Source organism: Simplicispira hankyongi, from assembly GCF_003570885.1.
Classification (GTDB): Bacteria; Pseudomonadota; Gammaproteobacteria; order Burkholderiales; family Burkholderiaceae_C; genus Simplicispira; species Simplicispira hankyongi.
In genome coordinates, this window is the sequence record NZ_QXJC01000007.1 from 122,298 (window position 1) to 149,156 (window position 26,859).

27 protein-coding genes are annotated in these 26,859 nt (G+C 65.9%); 17 read left to right on the plus strand and 10 right to left on the minus strand.

Annotated features, from left to right (window positions below; all coding sequences use genetic code 11):
• Positions 1 to 5 precede the first annotated feature (5 nt).
• The 9 genes from narJ to D3F03_RS14230 all read left to right on the plus strand — a co-directional run bounded on the left by narJ (position 6) and on the right by D3F03_RS14230 (position 8,688).
• A complete protein-coding gene (gene narJ, locus D3F03_RS14190; RefSeq protein WP_119110080.1) occupies positions 6 to 698 on the plus strand; it encodes a nitrate reductase molybdenum cofactor assembly chaperone in 693 nt (230 codons plus the stop codon).
• Positions 695 to 1,429, plus strand: coding sequence for a respiratory nitrate reductase subunit gamma (narI, locus tag D3F03_RS14195; RefSeq protein WP_119110081.1), 735 nt, complete (start codon positions 695 to 697; stop codon positions 1,427 to 1,429). The genes narJ and narI overlap by 4 nt, the downstream gene beginning before the upstream one ends.
• A gap of 23 nt (positions 1,430 to 1,452) precedes the next feature.
• Complete coding sequence (locus tag D3F03_RS14200) at positions 1,453 to 2,367, plus strand: peptidylprolyl isomerase (protein ID WP_119110082.1); 915 nt, start codon at positions 1,453 to 1,455, stop codon at positions 2,365 to 2,367.
• A gap of 7 nt (positions 2,368 to 2,374) precedes the next feature.
• Positions 2,375 to 3,079: a carbonic anhydrase gene (locus D3F03_RS14205; RefSeq protein WP_119110083.1), complete on the plus strand. Its 705-nt coding sequence runs from the start codon at positions 2,375 to 2,377 to the stop codon at positions 3,077 to 3,079.
• 223 nt (positions 3,080 to 3,302) lie between these two features.
• Entirely contained in the window at positions 3,303 to 5,735 is a 2,433-nt protein-coding gene (locus D3F03_RS14210; protein ID WP_119110084.1) for an adenosylcobalamin-dependent ribonucleoside-diphosphate reductase, read from the plus strand.
• 16 nt (positions 5,736 to 5,751) lie between these two features.
• Positions 5,752 to 7,044: an NnrS family protein gene (locus tag D3F03_RS14215; RefSeq protein ID WP_245960633.1), complete on the plus strand. Its 1,293-nt coding sequence runs from the start codon at positions 5,752 to 5,754 to the stop codon at positions 7,042 to 7,044.
• A gap of 10 nt (positions 7,045 to 7,054) precedes the next feature.
• The gene (locus D3F03_RS14220) at positions 7,055 to 7,684 is read left to right on the plus strand and encodes a nitroreductase family protein (RefSeq protein WP_119110162.1); all 630 of its coding nucleotides are present in this window, start codon (positions 7,055 to 7,057) and stop codon (positions 7,682 to 7,684) included.
• Between the two features lie 39 nt (positions 7,685 to 7,723).
• Positions 7,724 to 8,128: a ribonucleotide reductase subunit alpha gene (locus D3F03_RS14225; RefSeq protein WP_119110085.1), complete on the plus strand. Its 405-nt coding sequence runs from the start codon at positions 7,724 to 7,726 to the stop codon at positions 8,126 to 8,128.
• Positions 8,129 to 8,205: 77 nt separating this feature from the next.
• Positions 8,206 to 8,688 carry a hemerythrin domain-containing protein gene (locus D3F03_RS14230; protein ID WP_119110086.1) on the plus strand — a complete coding sequence of 161 codons (483 nt, stop codon included), beginning with the start codon at positions 8,206 to 8,208 and terminating at the stop codon, positions 8,686 to 8,688.
• Between the two features lie 67 nt (positions 8,689 to 8,755).
• On the opposite strand, the gene D3F03_RS14235 is transcribed toward D3F03_RS14230, so the two are convergent.
• Positions 8,756 to 9,046 carry a BTH_I0359 family protein gene (locus D3F03_RS14235; protein WP_119110087.1) on the minus strand — a complete coding sequence of 97 codons (291 nt, stop codon included), beginning with the start codon at positions 9,044 to 9,046 and terminating at the stop codon, positions 8,756 to 8,758.
• Positions 9,047 to 9,169: 123 nt separating this feature from the next.
• Complete coding sequence (locus tag D3F03_RS14240) at positions 9,170 to 10,099, minus strand: DUF3108 domain-containing protein (protein WP_342769326.1); 930 nt, start codon at positions 10,097 to 10,099, stop codon at positions 9,170 to 9,172.
• Between the two features lie 408 nt (positions 10,100 to 10,507).
• Between D3F03_RS14240 and D3F03_RS14245 the strand changes: the two genes are divergently transcribed.
• Together D3F03_RS14245 and D3F03_RS14250 are read left to right on the plus strand one after the other, a co-directional pair.
• Entirely contained in the window at positions 10,508 to 11,494 is a 987-nt protein-coding gene (locus D3F03_RS14245; RefSeq protein WP_119110088.1) for a fumarylacetoacetate hydrolase family protein, read from the plus strand.
• A gap of 321 nt (positions 11,495 to 11,815) precedes the next feature.
• Positions 11,816 to 12,046, plus strand: a complete 231-nt coding sequence (locus D3F03_RS14250) for a hexameric tyrosine-coordinated heme protein (RefSeq protein WP_119110089.1) — start codon at positions 11,816 to 11,818, stop codon at positions 12,044 to 12,046.
• A 66-nt stretch (positions 12,047 to 12,112) separates the two neighbouring features.
• Here D3F03_RS14250 and D3F03_RS14255 read toward each other — a convergent pair whose 3' ends face one another.
• On the minus strand, positions 12,113 to 14,209 hold the full coding sequence (locus tag D3F03_RS14255; protein ID WP_119110090.1) for a molybdopterin-containing oxidoreductase family protein: 2,097 nt from the start codon (positions 14,207 to 14,209) through the stop codon (positions 12,113 to 12,115).
• An 81-nt stretch (positions 14,210 to 14,290) separates the two neighbouring features.
• Here D3F03_RS14255 and D3F03_RS14260 point away from each other — a divergent pair, with 81 nt between their 5' ends.
• Positions 14,291 to 15,502, plus strand: a complete 1,212-nt coding sequence (locus D3F03_RS14260; protein ID WP_119110091.1) for a M20 aminoacylase family protein — start codon at positions 14,291 to 14,293, stop codon at positions 15,500 to 15,502.
• A gap of 11 nt (positions 15,503 to 15,513) precedes the next feature.
• Positions 15,514 to 16,611, plus strand: a complete 1,098-nt coding sequence (locus D3F03_RS14265; protein ID WP_119110164.1) for a M14 family metallopeptidase — start codon at positions 15,514 to 15,516, stop codon at positions 16,609 to 16,611.
• Between the two features lie 190 nt (positions 16,612 to 16,801).
• On the opposite strand, the gene D3F03_RS14270 is transcribed toward D3F03_RS14265, so the two are convergent.
• On the minus strand, positions 16,802 to 18,256 hold the full coding sequence (locus D3F03_RS14270) for a wax ester/triacylglycerol synthase family O-acyltransferase (protein ID WP_245960640.1): 1,455 nt from the start codon (positions 18,254 to 18,256) through the stop codon (positions 16,802 to 16,804).
• A 378-nt stretch (positions 18,257 to 18,634) separates the two neighbouring features.
• On the opposite strand from D3F03_RS14270, the gene D3F03_RS14275 reads away from it, so the two are divergent.
• Both D3F03_RS14275 and D3F03_RS17320 read left to right on the plus strand, forming a co-directional pair.
• Positions 18,635 to 18,889: an acyl-CoA-binding protein gene (locus tag D3F03_RS14275; RefSeq protein WP_119110092.1), complete on the plus strand. Its 255-nt coding sequence runs from the start codon at positions 18,635 to 18,637 to the stop codon at positions 18,887 to 18,889.
• 69 nt (positions 18,890 to 18,958) lie between these two features.
• Positions 18,959 to 19,129, plus strand: coding sequence for a hypothetical protein (locus D3F03_RS17320; protein ID WP_199665475.1), 171 nt, complete (start codon positions 18,959 to 18,961; stop codon positions 19,127 to 19,129).
• Between the two features lie 247 nt (positions 19,130 to 19,376).
• Here the strand turns inward: D3F03_RS17320 and D3F03_RS14280 are convergent, their stop codons facing one another.
• From D3F03_RS14280 to arsC, 4 genes are read right to left on the minus strand one after another with little or no spacing between them, the layout of a single operon-like run.
• On the minus strand, positions 19,377 to 19,703 hold the full coding sequence (locus tag D3F03_RS14280; protein ID WP_119110093.1) for a polyhydroxyalkanoic acid system family protein: 327 nt from the start codon (positions 19,701 to 19,703) through the stop codon (positions 19,377 to 19,379).
• A complete protein-coding gene (locus D3F03_RS14285) occupies positions 19,696 to 20,844 on the minus strand; it encodes an aminopeptidase (protein WP_119110165.1) in 1,149 nt (382 codons plus the stop codon). The genes D3F03_RS14280 and D3F03_RS14285 overlap by 8 nt, the downstream gene beginning before the upstream one ends.
• Positions 20,844 to 22,055, minus strand: a complete 1,212-nt coding sequence (locus D3F03_RS14290; protein ID WP_119110094.1) for an MFS transporter — start codon at positions 22,053 to 22,055, stop codon at positions 20,844 to 20,846. Before D3F03_RS14290 ends, D3F03_RS14285 begins: the two co-directional genes overlap by 1 nt.
• A 27-nt stretch (positions 22,056 to 22,082) precedes the next feature.
• Positions 22,083 to 22,445 (minus strand): arsenate reductase (glutaredoxin), encoded by a 363-nt coding sequence (gene arsC, locus D3F03_RS14295; protein ID WP_119110095.1) that lies wholly within the window; start codon positions 22,443 to 22,445, stop codon positions 22,083 to 22,085.
• Positions 22,446 to 22,717: 272 nt separating this feature from the next.
• Here arsC and D3F03_RS14300 point away from each other — a divergent pair, with 272 nt between their 5' ends.
• Entirely contained in the window at positions 22,718 to 24,028 is a 1,311-nt protein-coding gene (locus tag D3F03_RS14300; protein ID WP_119110096.1) for a class I SAM-dependent methyltransferase, read from the plus strand.
• The gene (locus D3F03_RS14305; protein ID WP_119110097.1) at positions 23,989 to 24,321 is read left to right on the plus strand and encodes a DUF1840 domain-containing protein; all 333 of its coding nucleotides are present in this window, start codon (positions 23,989 to 23,991) and stop codon (positions 24,319 to 24,321) included. Before D3F03_RS14300 ends, D3F03_RS14305 begins: the two co-directional genes overlap by 40 nt.
• Before the next feature lie 169 nt (positions 24,322 to 24,490).
• Here D3F03_RS14305 and D3F03_RS14310 read toward each other — a convergent pair whose 3' ends face one another.
• Positions 24,491 to 25,738 (minus strand): phenylacetate--CoA ligase family protein, encoded by a 1,248-nt coding sequence (locus tag D3F03_RS14310; RefSeq protein WP_119110098.1) that lies wholly within the window; start codon positions 25,736 to 25,738, stop codon positions 24,491 to 24,493.
• 231 nt (positions 25,739 to 25,969) lie between these two features.
• Positions 25,970 to 26,779, minus strand: a complete 810-nt coding sequence (locus tag D3F03_RS14315) for an ABC transporter ATP-binding protein (protein WP_119110099.1) — start codon at positions 26,777 to 26,779, stop codon at positions 25,970 to 25,972.
• Positions 26,780 to 26,859 lie beyond the last annotated feature (80 nt).

The window sequence follows — 26,859 nt, forward strand, 5'->3', positions numbered from 1 at the left end:
GGATCATGTTCAATAAACCACCCGCATCCTTGCGCCTGACCTTGCGTGCGCTGGGGCGGCTGATCGGCTACCCGGATGCAGAATTGCGTGCGGTGCTGCCGCAGCTGGCCGACGCACTTGCGGCCGAACAGGCGCTGACACCTGAACGTCTGCATGAGCTACAGGCTCTGTGCGAGCAGATTGCGCGCCAGGACCCGATGGACGCCGAAGCGCGCTACGTCGATACCTTCGATCGGGGTCGCCAGACCTCGCTGCATCTGTTCGAGCATGTGCATGGCGATTCGCGCGACCGCGGCCCAGCTTTGATCGACCTGTTGCAGACCTACGAGCGTGCAGGGCTGCAATTCGAGGCGCCTGAATTGCCCGACCATTTGTCGGTGGTGCTGGAGTTCGCTTCCACCCAACCGACCGATGTCGCGCGTGATTTTCTTGCCGAAATGGCGCACATCCTTACCCTGGTGTTCAGCGCCTTGCTGACGCGCGAGAGCCCGTACGCCAGTGTGATCGCAGCAGTGCTCGAAGTCTCGGGCCAACAGGTGCAGGCTGTGCCATTGCCAGAAGAGCCAGAAATCGATGAAGCCTGGGCTGAACCAGAGGTTTTTGGTGGTTGCAGCACCGAAGGCCAGGCGCGTCCTGGAACCGCACAGCCGCTGCATTTCGTCCGCAATCCCCGTGCATCCGAAGGAGCCTCCCTATGACTTCCACCCCCTGGATCGATACCCTGTTGTTTGGTATCTACCCCTACATCTGTCTGACGGTTTTTTTCGCCGGTAGCTGGGTCCGTTTTGACCGTGACCAGTACACCTGGAAGAGCGATTCGTCCCAATTGCTGCGAACGGGTAGCCTGCGCTGGGGCAGCAACCTGTTCCATGTGGGGGTGCTGTTTCTGTTCTTCGGGCACTTTGTCGGCATGCTTACGCCCCATTTCATCTATGAGCCTTTCATTGCCGCAGGCTCCAAGCAGTTGCTGGCCATGATCAGTGGCGGCACGGCTGGGACGCTCGGAATTATCGGTCTCACGCTCCTGCTGCACCGCCGCCTGACGGACCCGCGCATCCGGGCAACGTCCAAGACCAGCGACATCGTTTTGCTGCTGCTGCTGTGGGTTCAGTTGGCGCTGGGGCTGGCCACCATTCCCTTGTCGGCACAGCACCTCGACGGTTCCATGATGATGTTGCTGGCCGAATGGGGCCAGCGCATTGTCACGTTCCGCAGTGGTGCCGTTGAACTGTTGGCGCCCGCCAGTGTGATTTTCAAGCTGCACATGTTTTTGGGCATGACGGTGTTTTTGATTTTCCCGTTCACGCGTTTGGTACATGTCTGGAGCGGTTTTGCCTCTCTCGGGTATGTTCTGCGGCCTTACCAGTTGGTGCGCGCCCGTCGGCTGAATGTGCCCGCGGGCAATAACAACCCAGCGCATCGCGCCTGATCGTTGGCAAACAGGAGCATGAGATGAGTGGATGCGGATCAGGCAGTTGCGGCTGCTCGGACACGCCGAGCGCCAACAAGGTGCTCAGCGATGCACAGCAGGCGGCGTACGACGCTATTGCGGTGAGCTTGGCGTCCGAGCCAGCTCCCATGCAAGCGGCGCACATTCCAGCCCATGTACGCCTTGCACGCGTCAATGGTGTGGCATTGCACGACGCGGATGTGGTACTGGACCAGGAAGCTCTGCGCCAGCGTGCCTGCACCGAGCTTTTGCGCCAGGAAGCTCAAAAGGCTGGGTTGCTGGATATGGCCGATGCACCACTGACCGATGGAAGCACCAGCGAAGCTGCGTCGCTCGCCATCGAACAGTTGCTGGAGCAGCAGTTGCGTATCGACGAGCCATCGGAAGATACCTGTCGGCGCTACTACGACGCGCATCCCGCCGCGTTTGGCCAAGGGGAGCGGGTGCATCTGCGCCACGTGTTGTTTGCCGTCACCCCAGGGGTGGACGTCACGCTGCTGCGTCTGCGCGCCGAAGCGTTATTGATCGAACTGCGCTGCGCCGATGATGGCGGTGCGACCTTTGCAACTGCGGCGAAGCAATGGTCGAATTGCCCGAGCGGTGCCGCTGGCGGGGACCTGGGCTGGCTCACTCGCAACGACTGTGCGCCCGAATTTGCACGCGATATTTTTGGCACCAACGAAATCGGCGTACTCGCTCGCCTGGTACACAGCCGCTTTGGTTTGCACGTGGTCGAGGTCGTGGCACGCCAAGCCGGCGAACGCCCGGCGTTCGAAGCCGTGAAAAGCGCGGCCGCGCAAAGTCTGCGCCAGCAAACCTGGGTGAACGCCCTGCGACAGTACCTGCAGGTGCTCACAGGTGCGGCGCAGATTGAGGGTGTGGACATGGAAGGTGCGGATTCGCCGCTGGTGCAGTGACGCCAGCATGCCAGGCGACGCTCTGCTGAACCGTTTGCGCAGCTTCAACCGCGACGCGTTTCCCCAGTATCGGCAACAATTCAAGACGCTGGTTGAAGACGGCCAGCACCCGACGACGCTGTTCATCGGGTGCTCGGACTCGCGCCTGCTGCCGTACTTGCTTACGGGCGCAGGCCCGGGAGAGCTGTTTCTGGTGCGCAACGTAGGGGCCTTCGTGCCCCCTTATGACGGCTCGCACGGTCACCATGGCACGGCAGCAGCAATCGAATTTGCCGTGCTCAGCCTCCAAGTCGAGCGGATCGTGGTGTGTGGGCACAGCCACTGCGGCGCTATCAAGGCACTGTACGAGGAAGTCCCGGCAGAGGCCAACAACCTGCGCCGCTGGCTAGAGCTGGGGCGCGATGCTGCGCTTCCGGTGGTTCCCACACCGGACGCCCTACGGCGTACCGAGCAGCGTGCCGTGGTGCTGCAACTCGAACGCTTGATGGATTACCCCATGGTGCGTCGGCGTGTAGTGGAGGGCCAAATCAGCTTGCACGGCTGGCACTACGTGATCGAAGATGGCGAAGTGCACGTGTTCGACGTCGAGAGCGGAGGTTTCGTAGCGGCGTCGGTAGCCACGCACAGCGGTACAGGCCCTTACCACCCCTATGTTGAGCACGATGGCCAGGTTCTGTCGGATGAAAATCCCGAGACCGGTGAAAAATTTTAAAAAATATTCTCTGCGAACAGTTCACGCTAAGTGCCTGCCAGTCTTGAGAACACTCGGCTTTTGGTGCACGGACTAGCATAAAAAGTGAAGGCCTTCTGGGATGCCGAGTTAGCCCGAAAGGGCTAAACTTCGTCGGCTTTCCGAGCCCACTTTTTGCAGTGGGTGGACTTCGCCCGATGCGCTCCGCAGCGCGTTTTTCTCATACCACCAACGGACTCCCACCATGAAGAGAGAAGACTTGGGCCGCGCGCAGGACGTCACGGCCACCCAACCCATCAGCCTTGATGTGTTGCAGGAAAAGTATCTCAAACCGGGGGAAACCAGCGCCGAAGATCTTTTCCGCCGCGTGGCGCGTGCCCTGGCTTCTGTCGAAGCCGAGGGCGAGCGGGACAAATACGAAGCCCTGTTTCTCGCCAACATGCATGCGGGCGCCATCGGCGCGGGCCGCATCATGAGCGCTGCCGGCACCGACATCCAGGCGACGCTGATCAACTGCTTCGTGCAGCCCGTGGGCGACTGCATCCAGGGCGTGGACGACGAAGGCTTCCCCGGTATCTACGAGGCCTTGCGCGAAGCCGCCGAGACCATGCGGCGCGGCGGCGGTGTCGGCTACGACTTCTCGCGCATCCGCCCGCGCGGCGCTGAGGTCAAGGGTACGCATTCGATGGCCTCGGGGCCCTGCAGCTATATCAACGTGTTTGACCAGTCTTGTTCCACGGTCGAGAGTGCTGGCGCACGCCGCGGCGCCCAGATGGGCGTGCTGCGCATTGATCATCCTGATGTCATGGATTTCATCACGGCCAAGCGCACGCCCGGTCGCTGGAACAACTTCAACGTATCGGTCGGCGTGAGCGACGCCTTTGTCCAGGCCGTGCAGGACGACCAGCCTTGGGAACTGGTGCACAAGTCGCGGCCCGGCGCTACCGTGATGCAGGCGGGTGCCTACCAGCGCGCCGATGGCAAATGGGTCTACGAAAGCCTGCCGGCGCGCGAGCTGTGGGACACCATTATGAAGTCCACCTACGACTTCGCTGAGCCAGGCATCCTGTTCCTCGATCAGATCAATACCGACAACAACCTGCACTATTGCGAGGACATCAACGCCACCAACCCCTGTGGCGAGCAGCCCTTGCCGTCCTATGGGTGCTGCGACCTCGGCCCCATCATTCTGACGCGTTTCGTGCGCCATCCCTTCGGTTTCGACGGCGTGCCCGCCTTCGACTTCGCCGCGTTCGAGAAATCCGTGGCGCTGCAAGTGCGCGCGCTCGACAACGTGCTCGACGTCACGTTCTGGCCGCTGCCACAGCAGCGCGAGGAAGCGCATGCCAAGCGCCGCATTGGCGTGGGTTTTACCGGCATGGGCAACACGTTGGCCATGCTGTGTGTTCGCTACGACCAAGACGAGGGCCGTGCCATGGCGGCGCGCATCGCCGAGCATATGCGCGATGCGGCGTACGCCGCATCGGTCGACTTGGCCATTGAAAAAGGTCCCTTTCCAAAGTTCCAGGCCGATGGCTATTTGCAAACAGGCACGTTTGCTAGCCGCCTGCCCGAAACGCTCAAAGCGCGCATCCGCAAACACGGCATCCGCAACAGCCATCTGCTGTCGATTGCGCCTACGGGGACTGTGAGCCTGGCCTTTGCCGACAATGCCTCCAACGGCATCGAACCGCCGTTCTCCTGGATGTACAAGCGCAAGAAGCGCGAAGCCGATGGCTCCATGGCCGAATACGCGGTCGAAGATCACGCCTGGCGCTTGTACCGTGAGCTGGGGGGCGACGTGAACCAGTTGCCCGACTATTTCGTCTCCGCGCTGGAAATGTCGGCCGAAGGCCACATTGCGATGATGAAAACGGTGCAGCCCTTCGTGGACACCGCCATCTCCAAGACGGTGAACATCCCGGCCGACTATCCCTACGAAGATTTCAAGGGCCTGTACCTGCAGGCCTGGCGCGCCAAGCTCAAGGGTTTGGCCACCTACCGGCCCAACAACATCCTCGGCTCGGTGCTTGAGGTCCACGCAGCGCCAGAGAGCGCCGGGCAGATCACGCCCGCACCCGCACCGGTGGACCCCATGCGCACGGTGATCGAGAGCCGCCCTAAAGGCGCTTTGTCCGCCGTTGCCGAAAAGGTCGACTACTGGACGCAAGAAGGACAAAAGCGCCTGTACTTGGTGGTGTCTTTCCTGCCCGTGCCGGACCCTGAGACCGGGGGGCTGGTGGACCGCGCCATCGAATTCTTCATGCCTGTTGGCCAAAGTGGCGAATCGCAGCAGTGGGTGACATCGAGCATGCGCCTGCTGTCACTCGCTGCGCGTGGCGGTTTTCTGGAGCGAGCGCTCAGCGACATGCGCAAGGTCGCCTGGGACCGCGGACCCGTGCGCCTGGGCACGCACCAGAAGGCCGATGGCACGAAGGTGCCGATGTGGCACGACTCCGAGGTGGCGGCCATTGCCTACGCCATCCAGAACATCCTCGCCCGGCGCGCCCGGCCTCTGCACAGCGAAGAGCAGGCAACTGCCAGCGAAGGCGTGTTGACAGCGGTCCCGCCGGTCATGGCCGGCAAGAAATGCAGTGAATGCGGCGCCCACGCCATGATTCGCAAGGACGGCTGCGACTACTGCACCCAGTGCGGCCACCTGGGTTCTTGCGGCTAAGCCTGCACCCCGCCGCGTGCCGGTAAAGCCTGGCTCCGCAAAGCCCGCGCCCGAGGCGCTGGCCGGACTGGACTTGCGCTGGCACCCTCGCCACCTGTTGCTGGCACCGCACCGGCTGGCGTTCTTTCTCGCCATGGTGCTATTGGCTGCTTCGGGCCTGTGGTGGGCTTGGCTGCAAGTGAGCCAACTATCGAATGTGGCCGTGCATGCGGGTGCCGTGCCAGTGTCGCTGACCCACGCCGCCTTGATGGTGTTTGGGTTTTTTCCGCTATTTTTCTCGGGCTTTCTTTTTACAGCAGGGCCGAAGTGGCTGCGTGTCGAGCCACGGCCAGTGCGCGTGCTGCGTGCGCCGCTGACGTTGCTCGCGGGCGGCTGGCTGGTCTGGCTGGGCGGCGCGCACGCGAGCCGTGCTGCCGCGTGTGCCGGCGCCGTGCTTGCGTGCACCGCCATGGCGTGGATCTCGGTGTCGTTCTGGCGCCTGTTGCTGTGCAGCCGGGCGCAAGACCAGAAGCACGCACGCATGGTGGGCGTGGCCTTTGTCGTGGGCACAAGCTGCGCGGCAGGCCTTGCGGCGAGCGTGGCCCTTGGCGAATGGGGCCTGGCGCGCCAGTTTGTGTTGAGCGCTCTGTGGGGTTTCGCTGCGCTGGTGTTTGTCACGGTTGCGCACCGCATGCTGCCTTTCTTCTCGCCGCCTGGCCCAGACGAGGGCCATCCATGGGGCGCATTGGCGCTGCTCGCCGGGGCGGCGGGTTTTGAGGCGTTGGCGGTTTGGGTGGACGCCGTTCTTGCGGCCGCAACCGAGTGGGTAGGGGCCTGGACCTTGCTGCACGGCGTGTTGGAGCTGGCGCTTGGCGGCGTGCTGCTGTGGCGCGCCTGGGGGTGGGCGAAGCGGCAAAGTCTGCACAACCGCCTGCTGCGCATGTTCTATCTTGGGTTTGCCTGGTTGGGCCTGGCCTTTGTGCTCCACGGCGTTGCCCGTGGCGCAGCGCTGTTGGGGCACCCGCAGTGGCAGCTTGGCGCCTTGCATGCACTGACCATGGGGTGCCTGGCCTCGCTGATGCTGGCGATGGTGACAAGGGTGTCCTGCGGAAACAGCGGCCGCTCGCAGGTGGCCGACTCCGTGCTATGGGCCTTGTTCAACCTGCTGCAATTGGCCACGGTATTGCGCGTCGCGGCTGCGCTTGGGGGGGCTGCTGCGCCGGCTCTGCTGGCGTTGGCGGCCATGCTGTGGGCGACTATTTCCCTGGTTTGGGCGTTGCGCCTGGGGTCATGGTATGGCCGGCTGCGGCCCGACGGACGCGCCGGGTGACAATGGCGGCATGAAGGACGAGGTCACTCCCGCTGCGCTGGCATCTGGTCAGGAATGCGCCGCATTTGCCGCTTCCCTGATGCAGGCGCGCCAGACCATACTGCCCAAGCGCCTGGGGGCTCCCGCGCCCAGTGATGCGCAACTGGCGCAGATTCTGGCCTCTGCCGCACATGCCCCCGACCATGGGCAACTGCAGCCCTGGCGCCTGATTGAGGTGCCGCAGAACGCCCGCAGCGCCCTTGCCGACGCTTTTGGCGAGGCCTTGCGCACGCGCGATGGCCAGGCCACGCCCGAGCAGGTGGAGCAGGCGCGTGAGAAGGCTTTTCGTTCGCCTGTCTTGCTGCTGGTGGTCGTCGACCTGGCGTGCGGCGACGCCGACATCGAGCCCGCCGAGCGCATTGTCTCGGCCGGCTGCGCGGTGCAAAACCTGCTGCTGATGGCCACGGCCCAGGGCTTTGGCTCTGCGCTCACCAGCGGCAAGGCCCTGGGTTCGGCAGCGCTGCGCGCGTTGTTTGGCCTGAATGAGTCCCAGCAGGCGCTGTGCTTCGTCAACATCGGCACGGTGGTTGCGCCCAAGCGCGCTCGCGTGCGCCCGCAGCCTGCGTCCTATTGCTCGGTGCTGGGCGTTGAACAGCGCTGACCGAGCTGCCTTTTTCTATTGAACTTTGGAAGCCCCGGTATGGAAATCTCCCGTTTTGATGAGCTCTTGCAGGCGGCACGCGCCCAGGCTGAGCCCCAGCGCCTGCTGTTCGTGTTTGCCGGCGTGGAATTGCCCGACGACGCCACGCCCGAGCAGCGCGAGCGTTTTGCCCAGGGCGAAGGCGGCGCGCTGGTGCCGCAGATGTGCGTGGACAAGGCGCCCGATGAGCTCGATTCGTTCGATACCCTGGTGCAGGAAGCCGCGCAGTTTGGTCAGGAATGGGCCCTGGTGTTTGCTGCCGCGCTTTCCGGGACACTCAACCGCGCACCCACCAGCGAGGACGCCGAGGCGCCGCTTGAGCGCATGGTGGACGCCATCAAGCGCGGCGTGCATACCGGCCTGATCCCCTTCGACCGCAGTGGCCACGCGGTGCAGATTGGCTGACGGTGGCGAGTCCTTCCCGCGGTATCCCCCTGCCAGGCTTTGGTGCGCCGGCCGTGGGGTTCGATACCCCGTTCGAGATGCTGGAGGCCTGCCACGAGCGCGTGCAGCGCACGCTGGCCTTGCTGCAGCGGCTGCGCGAGCACTTGCTAGCGACGGGCTGTGACGCTTCGGCGCAAAGTGCCGCTCGTGATGTGCTGCGCTACTTTGACATCGCGGCGCCGCTGCACCACGAAGACGAGGAGCGGCACGTCTTCCCGGCCTTGCAGGCGAGCCAGGAGCCGGGTATCCAGGCTGCCGTGGCGCGCCTGCAGGCAGACCACGTTGCCATGGCCGGGCGCTGGGCACTCGCTCGCGCTGCGCTGCTGGCGCTGGCGGAAGGCCGCATCACGGAGTTTTCGGTAGCGCAAGAGGCTGCGCTGGCGGCGTTTGCCGCCGGCTATGCCGAGCACATTGGCCTGGAGGAAAACCTGGTTTACCCGGCGGCCCGCGCCGCCATGAGCGCCGTGGCCCTGGAGGCCATGGCGCAGGACATGAAAAAGCGGCGCGGCGCACCTACTTGATTGCTATGTTTTATAGAGCTGCTACCGCAATAACCATAAGCGCTAGAGGCACTTTTTAGCAATAATTTCAGTGCACCACCACCGGGTGCTGTGCCAGGCCCGTGTAGCCCTCCAGCGTGTCTTCCACTTCTTCCTGCGTGGGGGCTTCTCGCTGCCAGGCCAGGATTTGCAACTGGAACATCTCGGCCCAGGAGCCGTCCAGGTAGACCTCCTTGCCGGTGCGCTTGTCGACGATTTCAAACCCGTGCCGGGCCAGTTGCGGCGGCTGCGCCTCGTCCTTGGAGTCATCTTCCAGACGGTCGGCATCAGGCAGCATGTGCACCACCACAAAAGAATCCGAGTCGTAGAGCATGTTCATGGCGTTCCTCCCAGGTTGCGTCCATTGGACCATTGTCAGATGGATCTGACGCGCCAGAGTTCAAGGCGGTGTGATGTCTTCTGGAACTGTCTGTTTGCGCCTACAGGCCGCGCCTGATGTCGCTCATGGGGCTTCGCGGCTTTGCAGGTTCAACTCGGCAAAGTCGCCGTTGGCCTCGGTCAGGCGAATGCGCACCGGCAGGTAGCCCAGGCTGGGCGCCAGCCAGAGCTGCGCCTTCTGGTCGTAGTCGCGCCGGGGCAAGCGCTGCAGCTGCACGGCGCGCAGCGTGCCGATGGGCAGGTCCAGGGTCTGCTCGCCCTCCACGGTAAAGGTCCAGACGTCGGCGCCGCGTGCGCTTACCGTGGTCATCGCCATCCGGGTGCCCGCGGGATAGCGCTCCGGAGCCGCTGCCAGCATGCCGCCGAGCTGCAGGAACACGCTCAAGCGGTCTTGTGCCCCCGCCTCTATCGGTGCGGCGGGCGTATTGGCGCTGAAAGTGACACGGTGGTTCGCGAAGTCGAAGTGGGCCGCGCTCTCGCTGCGCGAGCGGTCGCCAAAGCGCCGTGGTTGCAGGCCATGCACGGTGATGCTGCCCACACTGTCCTGCGAGCGCGAGCCGAGGAAGAGCACCCGGATTTCCTGGTGCGCGCTGTAGCTGGTGGCGTCGTGCTGCCACAGCAGCTCGGCACTGGCGTGGTACGCAAACCCCTTGGCGCGCCCGGTGACCTCAAAGTCCAACCTGGCTGGCGGAGGCAATTGCACGGGTGCGCTGGCGGCCTGTGCGGCATGGGGCGGGACGGCTGCGGGTGCTGCGGCGCTGGCTGGGGCCGCAGGGGGCGCGGCGGACGAGGCTTCCGCGCCCGCGCCCGCGCCCGCGCCCGCGATCGGGGCGCCAGTGGCGGGTGCCGATGCCGGTGGCGATGCAGGCGCAGGCGCCGCGCCGTCGGGCAGCAGCGGCGCTGCGGCGCTGGCGGGCTCTTCGGGTGCGTCTGCGCTGGCACCCAGCGCCAGCGGCTCGTCCGGACCGGGTGGGGCCCACGCTGCGTCAGGCATGGCGGCTGGCTGTGCAGGTTCCGGGGAGGGCACCACCGGGGAGGTGGCAACCGTGGCGGGGGCTCGGCGCGGGCGAGGCTTTCTTGTGGGGGGGGGGCGCACCTTGGTTCGTGCCGCCGGCACGGGCGCTGCAGCAGGCTCCGGCGCCGCCAGCGCGACGGTACGCGTCTCGAAAACCTGTGGCTGTTCCCTGCTGTCGGGGAATGCGCTGTGGGCGGAAATACCAGCGAGCACTAGGGCGTGCAGCGCCAGCACCAGCGCGACGAGAAGCAACAGGGGTCGGCGAGGAATCATGGATACCGGCAACGTTACCACTGCGGGCCCGGCGCAGACCGGCGGCTCGGCTACCATCCCCGCGTTGCAGTCGGCCATTGGCGCCGCAGGGCCCTTTCACCTGTCAAGACATCCATGAAACTTGCCACCCTCCAAGACGGGTCGCGCGACGGCCAACTGGTGGTCGTCTCGCGCGATCTGGCCAGCGCGCACTACGCCACCGGTATCGCCAACCGCCTGCAGCAGGTGCTCGACGACTGGGGGTTTTTCGCCCCGCAGTTGCAGGATCTCTACGACGCACTGAACGCCGGCCGCGCCCGCCACCCCTTTGCCTTCGACCCGCAGCAGTGCCTGGCGCCGCTGCCACGCGCTTTCCAGTGCCTGGAGGCGGTGTCGCCCTTGCCGGACGGGCCCGTGGCGCCCGCCGCAGCGCCCGTGCTCCAGCAGCTTGCGGGCGATGCGCTCGCCGGCGCCTGCCACCCGCTGCCCGCCAGCGCCGTCGGCATGGAGCTCGATTTCGGCGCTGGCCTGGCCGTCGTCACAGGGGCGCTCGCCGCTGCCAGCACCAGCGGCCAAGCCCTGGATGCGGTGCGCCTGCTGATGCTGTCCAACAGCGTGGCCTTGCGTGCGATCGAACCGGCCGAGCGCGCAGCCGGCGCGGGTGCGCAGCACAGCCGCCCCGCCACCGCCTTCAGCCCGGTCGCCGTGACGCTCGATGAACTTGGCACTGCCTGGGACCAAGGCCGGCTGCGGCTCACCGTGCAATCGGCCTTGAACGGCCGCAAGCTCGGCCTGTGCGATGCCGCCGCGGGCATGGCCTGGAGTTTTGGCGAACTGATGGCCCACGCCGCCCGCACCCGCGCCCTGGGTGCCGGCAGCATTGTCTGCAGCGGCCCGCTGCGCGCTGCGCCAGGGGGCAAGGAAGCCCCCAACGCGTCAAGCGCCTGCGCCAGCCTGCTCGACCGGCGCCACTGGGAGGCGCAGCGCGGCGGCCAGACCAGCACCGGTTTCTTGCAACTGGGCGACCAGATCCGCATCGACCTGAAAGGGCCCGATGGCCGCAGCCTGTGCGGTGCCATCGAGCAGACGGTAGGCGAACGGCCGCCATCGCAGCAGGAATAGAAGGAACATGCCCGGCGCCTCCACAGCCGTGGCTGGCCACGCTGCCCGCGCGGCAGAGTACGCGCGGTCCATCGCAAACCCAGGCGCCAGGAGCCAGAAAAATACAAGAAAATAGGGCTCTAACGCTTAACCCATAAGCGCTAATAGCTCTTAAAAAACGAGCGACCCGTCGCGATACGCGCCTTGCCAGAGGGGGTTTGCGCCGGCACTGCCCGGCGGCGCGGGCGCAGCGCTACAGTCAAGTGCCGACCAGAGCGCGCCAGTCTTCGGGCCCCGGATCGGCGCCCCATCCCCGCAATTTTCAAGAAGGAGAAACCCCCCATGGCCGATACCTGGTTGCCCTCGCTCATCACCGCCACGCCGCAGGAAGGTTTTGAACTCGCCATCACGCTGAGCCGCCGCGGCGTCAAATACACGCAGCCGGATATGGACACGCTCAAGCAACTGCGTCCGGAATATGCCAACTCGGCCGATGGCCTGACAGCCGCTTCGCAGGTGATCGCTATCAATTTCCAGACCGTCTCAGCCGCCAACAACTACTGGCGTGGCTGAGTTTCTCGCTGAGAAAAACAAGAGAAATTAGGGCCTAGTGCTTATGCAGTAAGCGCTTGCAGCTCTTTATTCGGTAGCAAATTCCGGCGCTTTGCCGGGCTCCACCTCCACCAGGCAGTCATAAAAAGTCGGCCCTTGGCCCATGTCGGTCAGGGCCTGGCTGGTGAGCTGGTTGACATTGGTGCCCGCCAACCCGAGCTTGCGCCACCACACGCCCAGGCCGTTGACCACACCCGGGCGGGCACGTTCGCTCAGTTCGGCGTGGCACACATAGCTGCCCCGGTCGTTGAACACCCGCACCACCGTGCCGTCTGCAATGCCGCGTGCGGCGGCGTCCTGCGGGTGGATTTCCAGCAGCGGCCGGCCTTCCTGTTTTTGCAGGCTGGCAACGTTGACGAAGGTCGAATTGAGGAAGTTGCGCGCGGGTGGGGAAATCATCGCCAGCGGGTAGGCGGCCGAACGGCCCACGGTCTCGTGGTTGGGGACATGGTTTGGCAGGCCGTCCTGCCCGGCCGCCGCCAGGGCAGCGCTGAAAAATTCGCACTTGCCGGATGCGGTGGGAAAGTTTCCATGGGCAAACGGGGCGTCGGGCACCGGGAGCGTGGCAAAGCCGTGCTCCAGCAGCGCGGTGAAATCGACCTGCTCGCCATAGGCCTGGCGGCACAGCTGCTCGTCGCTGTCGGCAAAGCAGGGCTCGGAAAACCCCATGCGCGCCGCCAGCTCACGAAAGATGCGGGCGTTGGAGCGCGCCTGGCCACAGGGCGCAATCGCCGGGCGGTTCAGCAATACGTCGGTATGGCCATAGGCCAGGTGCACGTCCCAGTGCTCCAGTTGCGTGGTGGCAGGCAGGATGTAATCGGCGCAATCGGCGGTGTCGGTCTGGAAGTGCTCCAGCACCACCGTGAACAAGTCTTCGCGTGCAAAGCCGCGCGCCACCTGGGCCGAGTCCGGCGCGACGGCCACCGGGTTGCTGTTGTAGACCACCAGCGCCTCGATTTTCGGGCCGAACTCTGGCGAGGTTTCTGCTAGCAAGTCGTCGCCAATCGTCACCATGTTGATGGTGCGTGGGCGGCGCGCTCCCATGAGGTCCGGGCGCTGCAGGGCGTCTCGTTGCACCGGGAAATGGCTGGACGAGGAAAGGAGCACGCCGCCCGCGCGGTGGCGCCAGGCCCCTGTGAGCGCGGGCAGGCAGGCGATGGCGCGCACCGCATTGCCGCCGCCGTGCACGCGCTGCACGCCGTAGTTCACGCGAATGGCAGCCGGCCGGGTGGTGCCGTAGGCGCGCGCCAGTGCGCGAATCTGCTCGACCGGCACAGCGCAGATTTCGGCCGCGCGCTCGGGTGGCCAGGTAAGCGCGCGCTCGCGCAGCGGCTCCCAGCCCAGCGTGTGCTGCGCCAGGTAGCCGTGGTCCAGCCAGCCGTGCACGATGAGCTCGTGCATCAGCGCGAGCGCCAGCGCGGCGTCGGTGCCCGGGAGCAGTTGCAGGTGCTCATGGCACTTCTCGGCGGTTTCGCTCTTGCGCGGGTCGATGCACACCAGGCGCGCGCCATCGCGCTTGGCCTGCTGGGCGTAGCGCCAGAAATGCAGGTTGCTGGTGATCGAATTGCTGCCCCAGATGAGGATCAGCTTCGCTTCAGCGAAAAACTCGACCTTCATCCCGACCTTGCCGCCCAGCGTGTGCCCCATCGCCTCGCCGCCGGCGGTCGAGCAGATGCTGCGGTGCAGCAGCGACGCCCCCAGGCGGTGGAAGAAGCGCCGGTCCATGCTTTCGCCCTGCACCAGCCCCATGGTGCCAGCGTAGCTGTAGGGCACGATGGCCTCGGGGTTGCGCGCCGCGATCGCGGTGAGGCGCGCGGCGATGTCGGCCAGTGCTTCGTCCCAGGAAACCGGGGTGAACTTGCCACTGCCTTTGGGGCCACTGCGTTTGAGGGGATGCAGGATGCGCTCGGCGTGGTAGGTGCGTTCAGGGTAGCGCGAGACTTTTGCACAGAGCACGCCGCCGGTGTGCGCGTGCCCGGGGTTGCCCTGTACACGCACCGCCACGCCGTTTTCCACGGTGGTGAGCAGCGCACAGGTATCGGGGCAATCGTGCGGGCAGGCGCCACGCACGGTGTGCGAGGCGGCAGCCGAAGCGACGGGCAAGATGGCGGTATCCAGGGGCATGGCGGAGGAGGAACAGAAACAACCGTGCCCGGCAGCATCTGCGCGACCGGGCTAGACTGCGCATTCTGAAGGAAAGCCGCCATGCAAGTCATCGACTCCCTCGTTACCCAGGCCGCCGCCATTGCCAGCCTGCGCCGCGATATCCACGCCCACCCCGAACTGTGCTTTGAAGAAGTGCGCACCGCCGATCTGGTGGCCAGCAAGCTCACGGAGTGGGGCATCCCCATCCACCGTGGGCTGGGCACTACCGGCGTGGTGGGGATCGTGCACGGGCGCGACGGCGGCGCCTGCGGCCGCGCCATCGGCCTGCGCGCCGACATGGATGCGCTGCCCATGCAGGAGCACAACGCGTTTGCACACACAAGCCGCCACGCCGGCAAGATGCACGCCTGCGGCCACGACGGCCACACCGCCATGCTGCTGGCGGCGGCGCAGCACTTCGCCAAGGAGCGCCATTTCGACGGCACGGTCTACCTGATCTTCCAGCCCGCCGAAGAGGGCGGCGGCGGCGCGCGCGAGATGATCAACGACGGCCTGTTCACGCAGTTCGACATGCAAGCCGTGTTCGGCATGCACAACTGGCCCGGCATGGCGGTAGGCCAGTTCGCCGTGAGCCCCGGCCCGGTGATGGCGTCGTCCAACGAGTTCAAGATCACCATCCACGGCAAGGGCGGGCACGCAGCGCTGCCCCACACCAGCATCGACCCGGTGCCGATCGCCTGCCAGATGGTGCAGGGCTTTCAGACCATCATCAGCCGCAACAAGAAGCCGGTGGACGCGGGCGTCATCAGCGTCACCATGATCCACACCGGCGAGGCCACCAATGTGGTGCCCGAGAGCTGCGAGCTGCAAGGCACGGTGCGCACCTTCACGCTGGAGGTGCTCGATCTGATCGAAGCGCGCATGCGCGAAGTGGCCGAGCACACCTGCGCGGCGCACCAGGCCACCTGTGACTTCGAGTTTGTGCGCAATTACCCGCCGACCGTCAATTCCGCGCCGGAAGCTGCGTTTGCGCGCCGCGTCATGCAGGAGATCGTGGGCGAAGCCAACGTGCTGGCGCAGGAACCCACCATGGGCGCCGAAGACTTTGCCTACATGCTGCAGGTGCGCCCCGGCGCTTACTGTTTCATCGCCAACGGTGAAGGCGCGCACCGCATGCCTGGCCATGGCGAAGGGCCGTGCACGCTGCACAACGCCAGCTACGACTTCAACGACGAGTTGATTCCGCTGGGCGCCACCTATTGGGTTCGCCTGACCGAGCAATGGCTGGCCGCTGCGGCGGCTGCCGCGTAAAGGAGCGATCGATGATCGGCGTCAACCAGGCCTTTGCCGCCAGCTATGCCCGCGCACGCGTGCAGTTTCTGGAGGCTGTGGCCGCAGGCGGATTGGCGATCGAATCGCATGTGCATCCGCTGGCGGGGCGCGACGGCGAGGCACTCGCCATGGACGTGGCGCGAGATGGCCCGGCAGATGCGCAGAAGCTGCTCATCGTCAGCAGCGCCTGCCACGGCGTCGAAGGCTACTGCGGCAGCGGTGTGCAGGTCTTTGCGCTGCACGACGAGGAATGGCGTGCGCAGGCGCGGTCGGCCGGCGTGGCGGTGCTCTACGTGCACGCGCTCAACCCCTACGGCTTTTCGTACCTGCGCCGCACCACGCACGAAAACGTGGATTTGAACCGCAATTTCCAGGATTTCAGCAAACCCCTGCCCGTGAACATGGGCTACCGCGAGATTGCGCCGCTGCTGCTGCCCAGCGAGTGGCCGCCCAACGCGGACAACCAGGCTGCCGTGCAGCACTACCTCGCTACCAAGGGTGAAGCGGCCTGGCAGGCGGCCATCTCCGGCGGACAGTACGAATTTGAAGGGGGTCTGTTTTTTGGGGGCCGGGCCCCCACCTGGAGTAACCGCACACTGCGCAGCGTGCTGCGTGCACACGGCAGCGCTGCCCGGCACGTTGCGTGGATCGACCTGCACACCGGCCTCGGCCCCAGCGGCATGGGTGAGCGCATCTACGCTGGCAGCAACGACGCGGCCGCGGTGGCGCGGGCGCGGGCCTGGTGGGGCGGGGGCGGTGCCACGCCGGTGACTTCGATCTACGACGGTTCATCGAGCTCGGCGCTGCTGACGGGGTTGATGTGGACCGCCATCTACGACGAATGCCCGCAGGCCGAGTACACCGGCATCGCGCTCGAATACGGCACGCTGCCGATCTTGCAGACACTCCAGGCCCTGCGCGCCGAGCATTGGCTGCACCAGCACCCTGAGGCGCCGGTCGAACAGGCGGCGCAGATCAAGGCCGACATGCTGGCTGCGTTCTACACCGACACGGATGCCTGGCGCGGGCAGATCATCAGCCAGGCGCGGCAGGCGCTGTTCCAGGCGGTGCAGGGTTTGATTTCTTGAGCGTTTTCTGGCTCTAGCGCTTATGGATAAAGCGCAGGCAGCTATCTAATTAATAGCTTGCCTGCGCGACGACGCCAGCAGCACTGGCGGCGCAGGCATGGGGGTCAGATCGCGATTTCGCGCAGCAAAACTCGGGCTCTGACCCCCATCCCGGAATGTTGGGCGCAGCCTCGATTGCCTCGCCCGGCACCTACTCCTCCGGCCCCCAGGGCAGCATCAGCGTCAGGGTGGAAAGTGCTTCGAATTCGGGCGCAAAGGCATCAATGATGCGCTGCGGTTCGGGGCACAGCACGGTGTCGGTGATCACGCCAAACTGCACGCCCCCGCCGTAGCTCAGGATCGAAACGCCCAGCCCCACGCTGCCCGTCTGCGGCACCCAGAACATGCACTGCGTGACACGCGCGCCGCAGAGGGCGAGCGGCTCTCGCGGGCCGGGCACGTTGGTCATCACCGCGGTGGTCTTGCGGCCGAACAGGTTGAGCAGCGCGTCCTGCGCCGGTTTGACCATCAGCCCGGCCACGGCCAGCAGGCCGAACGCCAGCAGCGGCTGGGTACTGCCCTTGAGCGCCGCCATGCGGTGGCGCACCTCGTAGATGCGCTGGATCGGGTTTTCGATGCCAATGGGCAGCACCAGCGGCGCCAGGCCAAAGTGGTTGCCCAGCTTCCAGGCCTCTTCCATGGGGCGCAGATTCACCGGGATCATGGCGCGAATCTCTTTGCCCGCAGTGTCGTCGCCGCAGTCGCGCAAATAGCCACCGATGGCCCCGGCCACGCAGGACAGCAGCACATCGTTCACCGAGCAGCCCAGCGCCCGGCCTACGGCCTTGACGTCGTCCAGTGGCAGCGGCGGGCACCAGGCAACGCGTTTGGCCGTGCCAGGCTCGCCTTTGAGGCGTGTGGGCGAGTCGTCAGGCATCAGCGCCAGCGCGGCCGCATCGTTTACCACTTGCCAGGCCATGCGCGCCGCGTCTGCTGAGCCGGCCAGGCCGTGCTGCATCGCCTTTTCGGGGTCGAGCAGGGCGTGCAGTGAGCGCGCCGCACCTTCGCCCGCCATGTCGATGGCGCGCACCGTGAGCCCGGCCAGGGGTTTGATCAGCGCGTCGGAAAGCCAATCCTCGGCACCCGCTGGCGAGCGGTGCTGGCGCTTGGGGGGCTCGGAGCCGCCATCGACCAGCGACATGATGACCGAGATCAGCGCGATGCCGTCGGCAATGCAGTGGTGGATGCGCACGATGAGCGCACTGCCCGGCTCGCCGTCTTCGCCGACGAAGTTTTCCACGAGATAAAAATGCCACAGGGGGCGGCGTGCGTTCAGAGGCACGCTCGCCAGGCGCCCCACGGCGTCGGCCAAGGCCTGCTGGTGGCTCTGGCCACGCTTGCGCTTGAGCGTGAGCGGCTCGACGTGCGCGGCGATATCGAAGCGCTCGTCTTCCACCCAGGTCGCGCCGGCGGCGTCCTGGACCACGCGCTGGCGAAAGCGTGGGTACTGCGTGAGGCGCTGCGCGGCACGGTCGCGCAATTGGGCCAGCGTGATGCCGGGCGAGACGGCCCAGACGCCGTTGATCAGCATGAGGTTGCTCGGGCAGTCCATGCGCAGCCAGGCGGTATCCACCTTGCTCATGCGCTCGCCCGAGAGGCCCAGCATGCCGCTGGCTGCGCGGCGCACGTTCTTTTCGACGCTGCGCGCAGCCTCCAGCGCCAGGGCGCCTGTCGGCGAATGCAAAAGCGCTGTGGAGCCACTGAGTGCCCGGCCGCCAACAGGGCTGGAGCCTGTCTGGCTGCTGGGTGTGGGGCTGCTGCCCGTGTGGGACGTGGTGCGAAGGGTGCGGGTCACCATGGTGATGGGCGTCCTGGAGAGTGAAGAATGGCCTGCGCAGGCCGCGCTGCAAGGTATTGTCCACGCGCAGCGCTGGAGCGCGCGCGAACACGTTCTAAGATAGGCACAAGATACGCGGGCTGGCGCCTTTGTCGCCCCCGTTCTTTCCCCAACCCGATTTCCAGCCCATTGACCCAGGAGCCTTGCATGTCCGACCTGAACGACCGTTTTGAAGCTGCCGTCGCCCAATCGAAAAACTTGAGCGAGCGCCCCGACAACGCCACGCTGCTGCAAATTTATGCGCTGTACAAGCAGGCCAGCAGCGGCGACAACGCCGAGAAGAAACCCAGCTTCTCCGACATGGTGGGCCGCGCCAAGTGGGATGCCTGGGCCAAGCTCAAGGGCACCGGGCAGGACGCCGCGCGCCAGCAGTACATCGACCTGATCGCCTCGCTGAGCTAGGCTGCGGCGGAGTGCCTTCGTGGGCTATGGCCTAATAGCGGTTTTCCCACCTTTTCACTGAGATTCGCCATGGGCAACAAGATCGTTACTGAAGCAGACCGCAAATTCACCCCCCAGCCCAAGCCGCTGCCGGGCGCCAACCTGCCCACGGGCGGCCGTGGCCAGCGCGTGAGCCTGGAGCGTGGCGTTGCCACGCGCAGCAAGAAGAACCCAGGCAAGCGCTCGAAGAAGGGCGGGTAATTGGGAACACCCCCCTGCGGCGCTGCGCGCTTTTCCCCCGCTCTCGCATCGCTGCGCGATGCGGGCAGGGGGAGCGCCACCAGCGCCCGTATGGGAGGGTACTGGCGGCCCTTGCGCGGTGGCCCTGAGTGATTCGCGCCTATTCCATAGGCCTGTAGAAAGCGCTCTGCGCCAACTGACGCTACACAAGACGGGCCCTCAAGGGCGCACGACAGAGACCCCGCAATGCGGGGTTTTTTTACGCACGCTATTTTTTGGCCGCGACTTTGCGCTTGCGCGCCGCAGCGGGTGCCAGCATCTTGTCGAGTTGTTCGATGAGTTCGGCTTCAATGCGGTCCTTGAAGGCGCCCACCAGAAAACCGAGTTCGGCATGAAAGTCCAGCGCGTCTGGAAACACGTCTAGCGTTCCCTTGATGCCGGCGCGGGTGAAGTACAGCGTGTCCTGGTCTTCGCCCTCTTCGTAGGTGCAGTCCATATCGAACTTTTCCTCGGCTTTCTCGGCCCATTGCAGCGCGACCTTGCGCGCGGCAGGCAGGCCCAGCTGGTGCTTGCGGTGGAGGTTGATGTCAGGCACGGGGCAGGTCTTTCGCGGCGGTGGGGGGCGGCTTCATCAGGGCGCGCAGCGCGGCCAGGCGCTGCGCAGCACTCTGGTGGGCCAGGGCTTTGACCGCATCATAAAACCTGGGCCAGTCGCGGCCCGACTGCTCGAACAGGGCTTCAAACGCCGGGACCAGTTCGTCGTAGGCCGCTTGCGCACCAAAGCTGGCGTTGTTGGCCGTGGCGACCCAGTGGTCGTAGCCGGCGCGCTGGGCGGGCGGCAGGTGCCAGCCGTCCGCAAGGCGCTGGTAGCGCGCGCGAAATTGCGCCATCGCTTCTTTTTTCATAGCTTCAAGCGCTTGTGGCTCCTGCGCTAGAGCCTCTTTTTGCCCATAAATTTCTTCCAGCCGTGTGCGTGTTTCGCGCGTCAGGCTGCGAAACGCCTCGCGCCGCGCCTGGCTGGCGGCGAATTCGGCGCGTGCTGCCGGGCTCGCCTCGCTGCGCAGCCAGGCCGCGCTGCCGATGCGGCCCACGGCGGTGGCGAAGGATTCGTTGAACAATGTGTCGCCATCGGCATAGACCACCTGGTGCGCCAGTTCGTGGAACAAAAGACGCACGAAATCGCCCTCCTGCCAGTGCACGAAGGTGTTCAGCAGCGGGTCGCCGCCGGCCCAGTTCATGGCGCCCAGCGTCGAGTACGCCGGTACGCCGTACACGTCCACCTCCAGGCCCGTGGCAGCGAGACGCGCAGCCTCAGCATTGGCGTCGTTCGGGTTGAAGTAGCCGCGGTAGCCCACGCAGCCCAGCACTGGAAAGCACCAGGTGTGCAACTGCAGCGAATAGGGCGGCGCCGCCACCACGTTCCAGACGGCGCTCGCACGGTGCAGGTCGGCGTAGCGGTGGTAGCTGGCGTTGTCGGGCAAATGCAGCTCGCGCACCGCAAAAGCACGTGCGCGTTTCGCCAGTAGCAGGCGCTCGCGCAGCGCGGGGGCAAGGCCGGGGCGGGCGATCCATGCGTCGATGGGCTCGGCCGCCGCCATCAACCGGGCATGGCCGCTGACCGATTGCCAGTAGTACGCCAGTTCGCCTCCGCCCTGCGCGCAGGCGGTCAGCAGCAGGCCGGTGGCCAGGGCAAGCCCCAGACGGCGCACCGTGGCGGGCAAGCGGGGAAAGAACATCATGCGCTGGGAGTACCGAGGCGCGCCGGGGGTTCCCCCAGGGCACGCAGGGCCAGCCAGGCCAGCAGGCCCAGTCCGCTGGTCACCAGCAGCGCGGCAACGCCCAGGCGCTGCAGCAGCAAGCTGAACACCACCGGCGCCAGCGCCTGGCCGATGCGCGCGGGCAGCATGAGCAGGCCCTGGCGCTCGCCGTAGCCATGTGCGCCGAAGTACAGCAGGGGCAGCGTGCCCTTGGCAATCGTCAACACGCCGATGCCCGCGCCGTGCAGCAGCGTGAATGCCAGCGCTGCGGGGGCGCCCAGCAGCAACAGGAGCGCCGCGCCCACTGGGTGCGCGAGCGTCGCCAGCTTGGCCGACAGCAGGGCAGGGAACCTGCGCCTGAGGCCGAAATCGATCAGCCGCCCCGCGACTTGTGCCGGACCGACCAGGGAGGCAATGGCGATGGCCTGGGTCAGCGTGAGGCCCGTGAGCTGCAGCACCTGTGGCAAGTGCGTGCCCAGGGACGTGCTGCCAAACCAGGCAATGGCAAAGACCAGCGAAAGCAGCAGCGTCGTGCGCCACGCATGTTCTGGGGGCGCTGCCACTGCGCGGCTTTCGGACATTGGTAGGGGTGCGTGGGTGCCGTGCGGCAGTGGCTGCGAGCGTGCCGCGCGTTTTGGCCGGGACAGCCAGGCGTGGAGCGGCAGGCCCACCAACAAATGCAGAGCGGCCCAGCCCAGGCAGGCGCCGCGCCACCCCCAGTGGGCCTCCATCCAGGCGGTCAGTGGCCAGCCCAGGGTGCTGGCAAAGCCACCCAGCAGCGTGATACCGGTGATACCGCCGCGTGCCTTCTGACCATACAGCCCCACCAGAGCGGAAAACGCTGCTTCGTACAAGCCCGCGCCCATGGCCAGTCCCAGCAGCGCCCATGCGGCCAGCAGGCTCACGGGGCCCTGCGCGCAGGCCAGCGCCAGCAGGCCAGCGGCAAACAACAGGTTGCTCAGCAGCAAGACCAGGCGTCCGCCATGGCGGTCGATGCAGCGACCCGCCATCGGCCCGATGAGGGCCGAGACGACCAAGGCCAGCGAAAACGCCGCCAGCACCCACGGCAGGGGCGTGGCGGTGGCGCTCGCCATGGGGGCGGCCAGCAGGGCCGGCAGGTAGTACGACGAGGCATAGCTCAGCAACTGGCCACTGCCCAGCAGCAGGACATCGCGCGTCAGTGGCTGCATCTGCACAGAGCGGGTGTTTGGGGCGGCTCAGGGCGTCGGCGGCAGGATGTCGAGGAGCGCCTCCAGCGGCCGCCCCAGGCGGGTGCCTCGCTCCGTGATGACGATAGGGCGCTCCAGCAGCCGCGGGTGGGCCGCGAGAGCATCGAGCCGCTGGGCATCCGTCACGCCCTGTGCCCCCAGTTGCAGCTCATCGAAGAGCGCCTCCTTGGCGCGCACGAAATCGCTGACCGGGCGGCCGCTCGCGGTGATCAGCGCCTGCAGCGAGGCGCGGTCGGGCGGGGTTTTCAGGTATTCGACGATCTGCGGCTCCAGGCCGTGCTCGCGCAGCAGCGCCAGCGCCTTGCGCGAGGTGCTGCATTGGGGGTTGTGGTAGATCGTGGTGGTGGGCATGGCAAGGACTCGGCAGGCGACAGGGCGGCGTGTGGGCGCAAGGACGTGGCTTCGCACCCGCTTGCGGGGCTGGGCGATTTTTACCGATTCATGCGAAGTCGGCCTGTCGACCGGTTTGGGGGCAGGGTGCTGTAGGCCTATAGCCCGAGTGGAGTTTGAATTTGATAGCAAACAATGCCATAAGAATAAGCGAAAGAGGCTGCTTTCATGGATTTTTCGTACAAATCCCAAGGCTTGACGTGTCTCTCGGCTGCGTCCAAGAATATCGGGCCATGAACCATTGGCTGAGCACACTTGACGCACGGCTGGCGCAACTGCCGGTGGCCTTGGCGCTGGAACTGCCGGGCGGTAGCCGCGTGGGACCGGAGCGCCCCGATGTGGCGCTGCGCTTTCGCGGCCCTACCGCCCTCGCGGCGCTGGCGGCGGGGCGCCTGGGCCATGTCGGCCGCGCGATTGTCGAGGGCGACGTAGCGCTTGAAGGCAGCGTGCGGGCCCTCATGCTGGCGGCCACCGGTTTTCTCGCCTCCGATCCTGCACAAGAGGAAACCGGCGGCTGGCGCAGGCTGCGGGCCTGGGCGCGGTCCATGCGTTTGCATTCTCCCGAGCGCGATGCCCGGCAGGTGCGGTTCCACTACGATCTGTCGGACGACTTTTACACACTGTGGCTGGACCCGCGCCGCGTGTATTCCTGTGCCTATTTCCGCGAAAACGGCATGGATCTGGCGGCAGCGCAGGAGGCCAAGCTGGACCATGTCTGCCGCAAGCTGCGCCTGGCTCCCGGTGAGCGCTTCCTGGACATCGGCGCCGGCTGGGGCGGCTTGCTGCTGTGGGCGGCGCAGCACTATGGGGTGCAGGCCACGGGTATCACGCTCTCGCGCCACCAGCATGCCTATGTCGGGCAGCGCATCGCCGAGCTGGGCCTGGCCGGGCGTGTCCGGATCGAACTGTGCGACTACCGGCAGTTTGTCCCGGTACAGCCCTTTGACAAGCTGGCATCCGTGGGCATGCTGGAGCATGTCGGGCGGGTGCATATGCGGCGCTACTTTGACATCGTGCATGCCCTGGTCAGGCCAGGTGGCATGGTGCTCAACCATGGCATCACGGCCGCGGCCGTCGGCAGCGCGCAGCTCGGCGCCGGGCTCGGTGATTTCATCGAGCGCTACATCTTTCCGGGTGGCGAACTGCTGCATGTGAGCCAGTTGCTGCGAGACACCGCTGCCGCGGGTCTGGAAATGGTCGATACCGAAAACCTGCGGCCGCACTATGCGCGCACGCTGTGGGCCTGGTCCGATGCGCTGGAGCGCCAGTTGCCCGAGGCCCGCGCGGTGCTGACCGCGCAGATCGGAGCGGAGAGCGCCGAACGCGCGCTGCGTGCCTATCGCCTGTACCTCGCCGGCAGTGCGCTGGGCTTCGAGCAGGGCTGGATGGCGCTGTACCAGATGCTGTCGATTCGCCCGAACGGCGATCCGTCCTACGGCCCTCTGCGCGGGGCACAATCAGACTATCCTTTTGTGCGCGACGCACTTTATGTGAGGTCTGCTCCATGCTCTACAAGTTCAAATCCCGCGCTACCGCCGACCTGATCATGCTGGACGCCCAAGGTAGGCGCCTCCTGAAAATCATGGGCAAGGAGCCCACCGCGCAGGGCATCGTCACCGTGGCACAAATTCCCTTCGCTATTGCCGCCATTGAGGCCGCCGTGGCGGCCGAGAAGCGCGGCGTGGCGCCTGCTGGCGACGTGGACGAAACAGCAGGCGCGCCGGAGGAGGGCGGCGATGCGCAGGACCGCGTCACGCTGCGCCAGCGCGCGGCGCCGTTTCTCGACATGCTCAGACGCAGCGCGGCGGAAGAGGCCGACGTGGTCTGGGGAACTTAGAGAGGCAACCCCCTGAGCCCCTTCTCTTGCAGCTGCGCTGCAGAAGGGGGACGGCACCAGCGCGGCGGGGCGACCCTTGCGCGGTGTCCGCTGGCTTGGGCCACGTTGATTCAGAGGCTGTGCTTATCGCAAGCGCTGGCCTCTCGCCTGTTCTCGCGAAAGCCACGTATCAACGGTAACTGCGCGCGTCTTCAATGACCTTGCCGTCATTGGGCAGACTGCCTGGCGCCACCAGTTCGACTTCGCCGCGCAACTTGGTGAGTTCGCGCACCGCGTCTTGCAGGCGCTCGGCCAGGCCGGATGCGGTCTCGGTGGTTTCGACGCGCAGCAGCATCTGGTCGTTGGCCATCTCGCCCGTGACCACCAGGCGCGCTCGCAGCACCTGGGGAAAGCGCGCTGCCACGGCGGCAATCTGGCCGGGGTGGACGAAGAGGCCGCGCACCTTGGTGGTCTGGTCGGCGCGGCCCATCCAGCCTTTGATGCGGGTGTTGGTGCGGCCCGTGGGGCAGGTGCCGGGCAGCACAGCCGAAAGGTCGCCGGTGCCAAAGCGGATCAGCGGGTAGTCGGTGTTGAGCGTGGTGACCACCAGCTCGCCGACCTCGCCCTCGGGCACGGGGTCGTTCGTGCCGGGGCGCACGATTTCGACAATCACGCCTTCGTCCAGCACCAGGCCCTCGCGCGCCTCGGTTTCGTAGGCAATCAGCCCCAGGTCGGCCGTGCCGTAGCACTGGTAGCCAGCAATGCCGCGCTCGGCCAGCCAGTCGCGCAGCGAGGGCGGAAACGCTTCGGCCGACAGCAACGCCTTGGTGACGCTGGGCAGGGGCAGGTGCAGTTCGGCGGCCTTTTCCAGGATAAGTTTGAGAAAGCTCGGGGTGCCGATGTACCCGGCCGGCCGCATGTGGGCCATGGCCAGCACCTGTTGCTCGGTCTGGCCGGTGCCGCCGGGGAACACCGTACAGCCCAGCGCGAAGGCGCCCGACTCCATCATCGAGCCGGCAGGGACGAAGTGGTAGGAAAAGCAGTTGTGCGCCAGCTCGCCGGAGCGAAAGCCCGCCGCGTACAGCGCACGCGCCATGCGCCAGTAATCCGGCCGCGTTCCCTCGGGTTCGTAGATAGGGCCCGGGCTGGCAAACACGCGCGGCATGGCAGCGCCAAAGCCTTGTGTCGCAAAGCCGCCAAACAGGTGCTGTTCCCGTTCGGCACTCTGGCGTTCGAGCAATTCGTGCTTGCGCGTGACCGGCAGGCGCGCCAGCGCTGCGCGCGTGGTGACGGCTGCGGCATCGACGCCGGCAAGAATCTGCGCAAACGCCGGTGCGCGCTGTTGCGCGTGCGCCACCTGGCCCGGCAACGCTGCCATTAGCGCGGCTTCGCGTTCCTGCGGGCTGCGGGTCTCCAGGGCGTCGTAGAACTTGGTCATGCCTGGTTCCTGTGGGGTAAGAATTTATATGAAATTAGCCTCTAGCGCTTATCTATAAAGCGTGAGCAGCTATGAAATAAGTAGTATTTGGTCGAACTTTCTATTGCGCTCCGCTCCGTCACCCGCGTCGCAACTCGCACGCCGCCAAAGCCAGCGCCACCGTGGATCTGGCTCCACCGGTCCACCGGAGGCGTCCCCTGGGGGAGGGAGCGAAGCGACATAGGGGGGAGCCTAGGCCAACCAGCGCTTGCGGCGTTTGTAGCTCTTGACGTCCTTGAAGCTCTTGCGCTCGCCGCCACCAACGCCCAGATAAAACTCCTTGACGTCTTCGTTGTTGGCCAGGTCGGCCGCAGCGCCGTCCATCACCACCCGGCCCGATTCCATGATGTAGCCGTAGTCGGCGTACTTGAGCGCCATGTTGGTGTTCTGCTCGGCGAGCAGGAAGGTCACACCTTCCTTGGCGTTGAGATCCTTGACGATGTTGAACACCTCTTCAACGATTTGCGGCGCCAGGCCCATGGAGGGCTCGTCGAGCAGCACCATGCTGGGGTTGGCCATGATGGCCCGGCCGATGGCGCACATCTGTTGCTCGCCGCCAGAGGTGTAGGCGGCCTGCGAGTTGCGGCGTGTCTTCAGGCGCGAGAAGTAGGTGTAGACCTTGTCGAGGTTGGCGGCGATCTCGCCCTTGTCGCTGCGCGTGTAAGCGCCTGCGAGCAGGTTTTCCTCGATGGTCAGGTGCGCGAAGCAGTGGCGCCCTTCCATCACCTGCACCACGCCGCGCTTGACCAGATCGGCCGGTGTGAGGTTTTCAATGCGCTCGCCGCGCAGCTCGATCGAGCCCTTGGTCACTTCGCCGCGCTCACCTTCCAGCAGGTTGGAGATGGCGCGCAGCGTGGTGGTTTTGCCCGCGCCATTGCCCCCCAGGATGGCGACGATGCCGCCCTCGGGCACCTGCAGCGAGACGCCTTTGAGCACCAGGATCACGTGGTTGTAGATCACCTCGATGCCGTTGACGTTGAGGACGATGTTTTTTGGTTCCATAGCGTTGACCTTTTGTGCCAATCGGGAGGGCTGAGACCCGTATGTGCCAACCCTCTCGATTGGCGGCTGCAGTGCAGCCG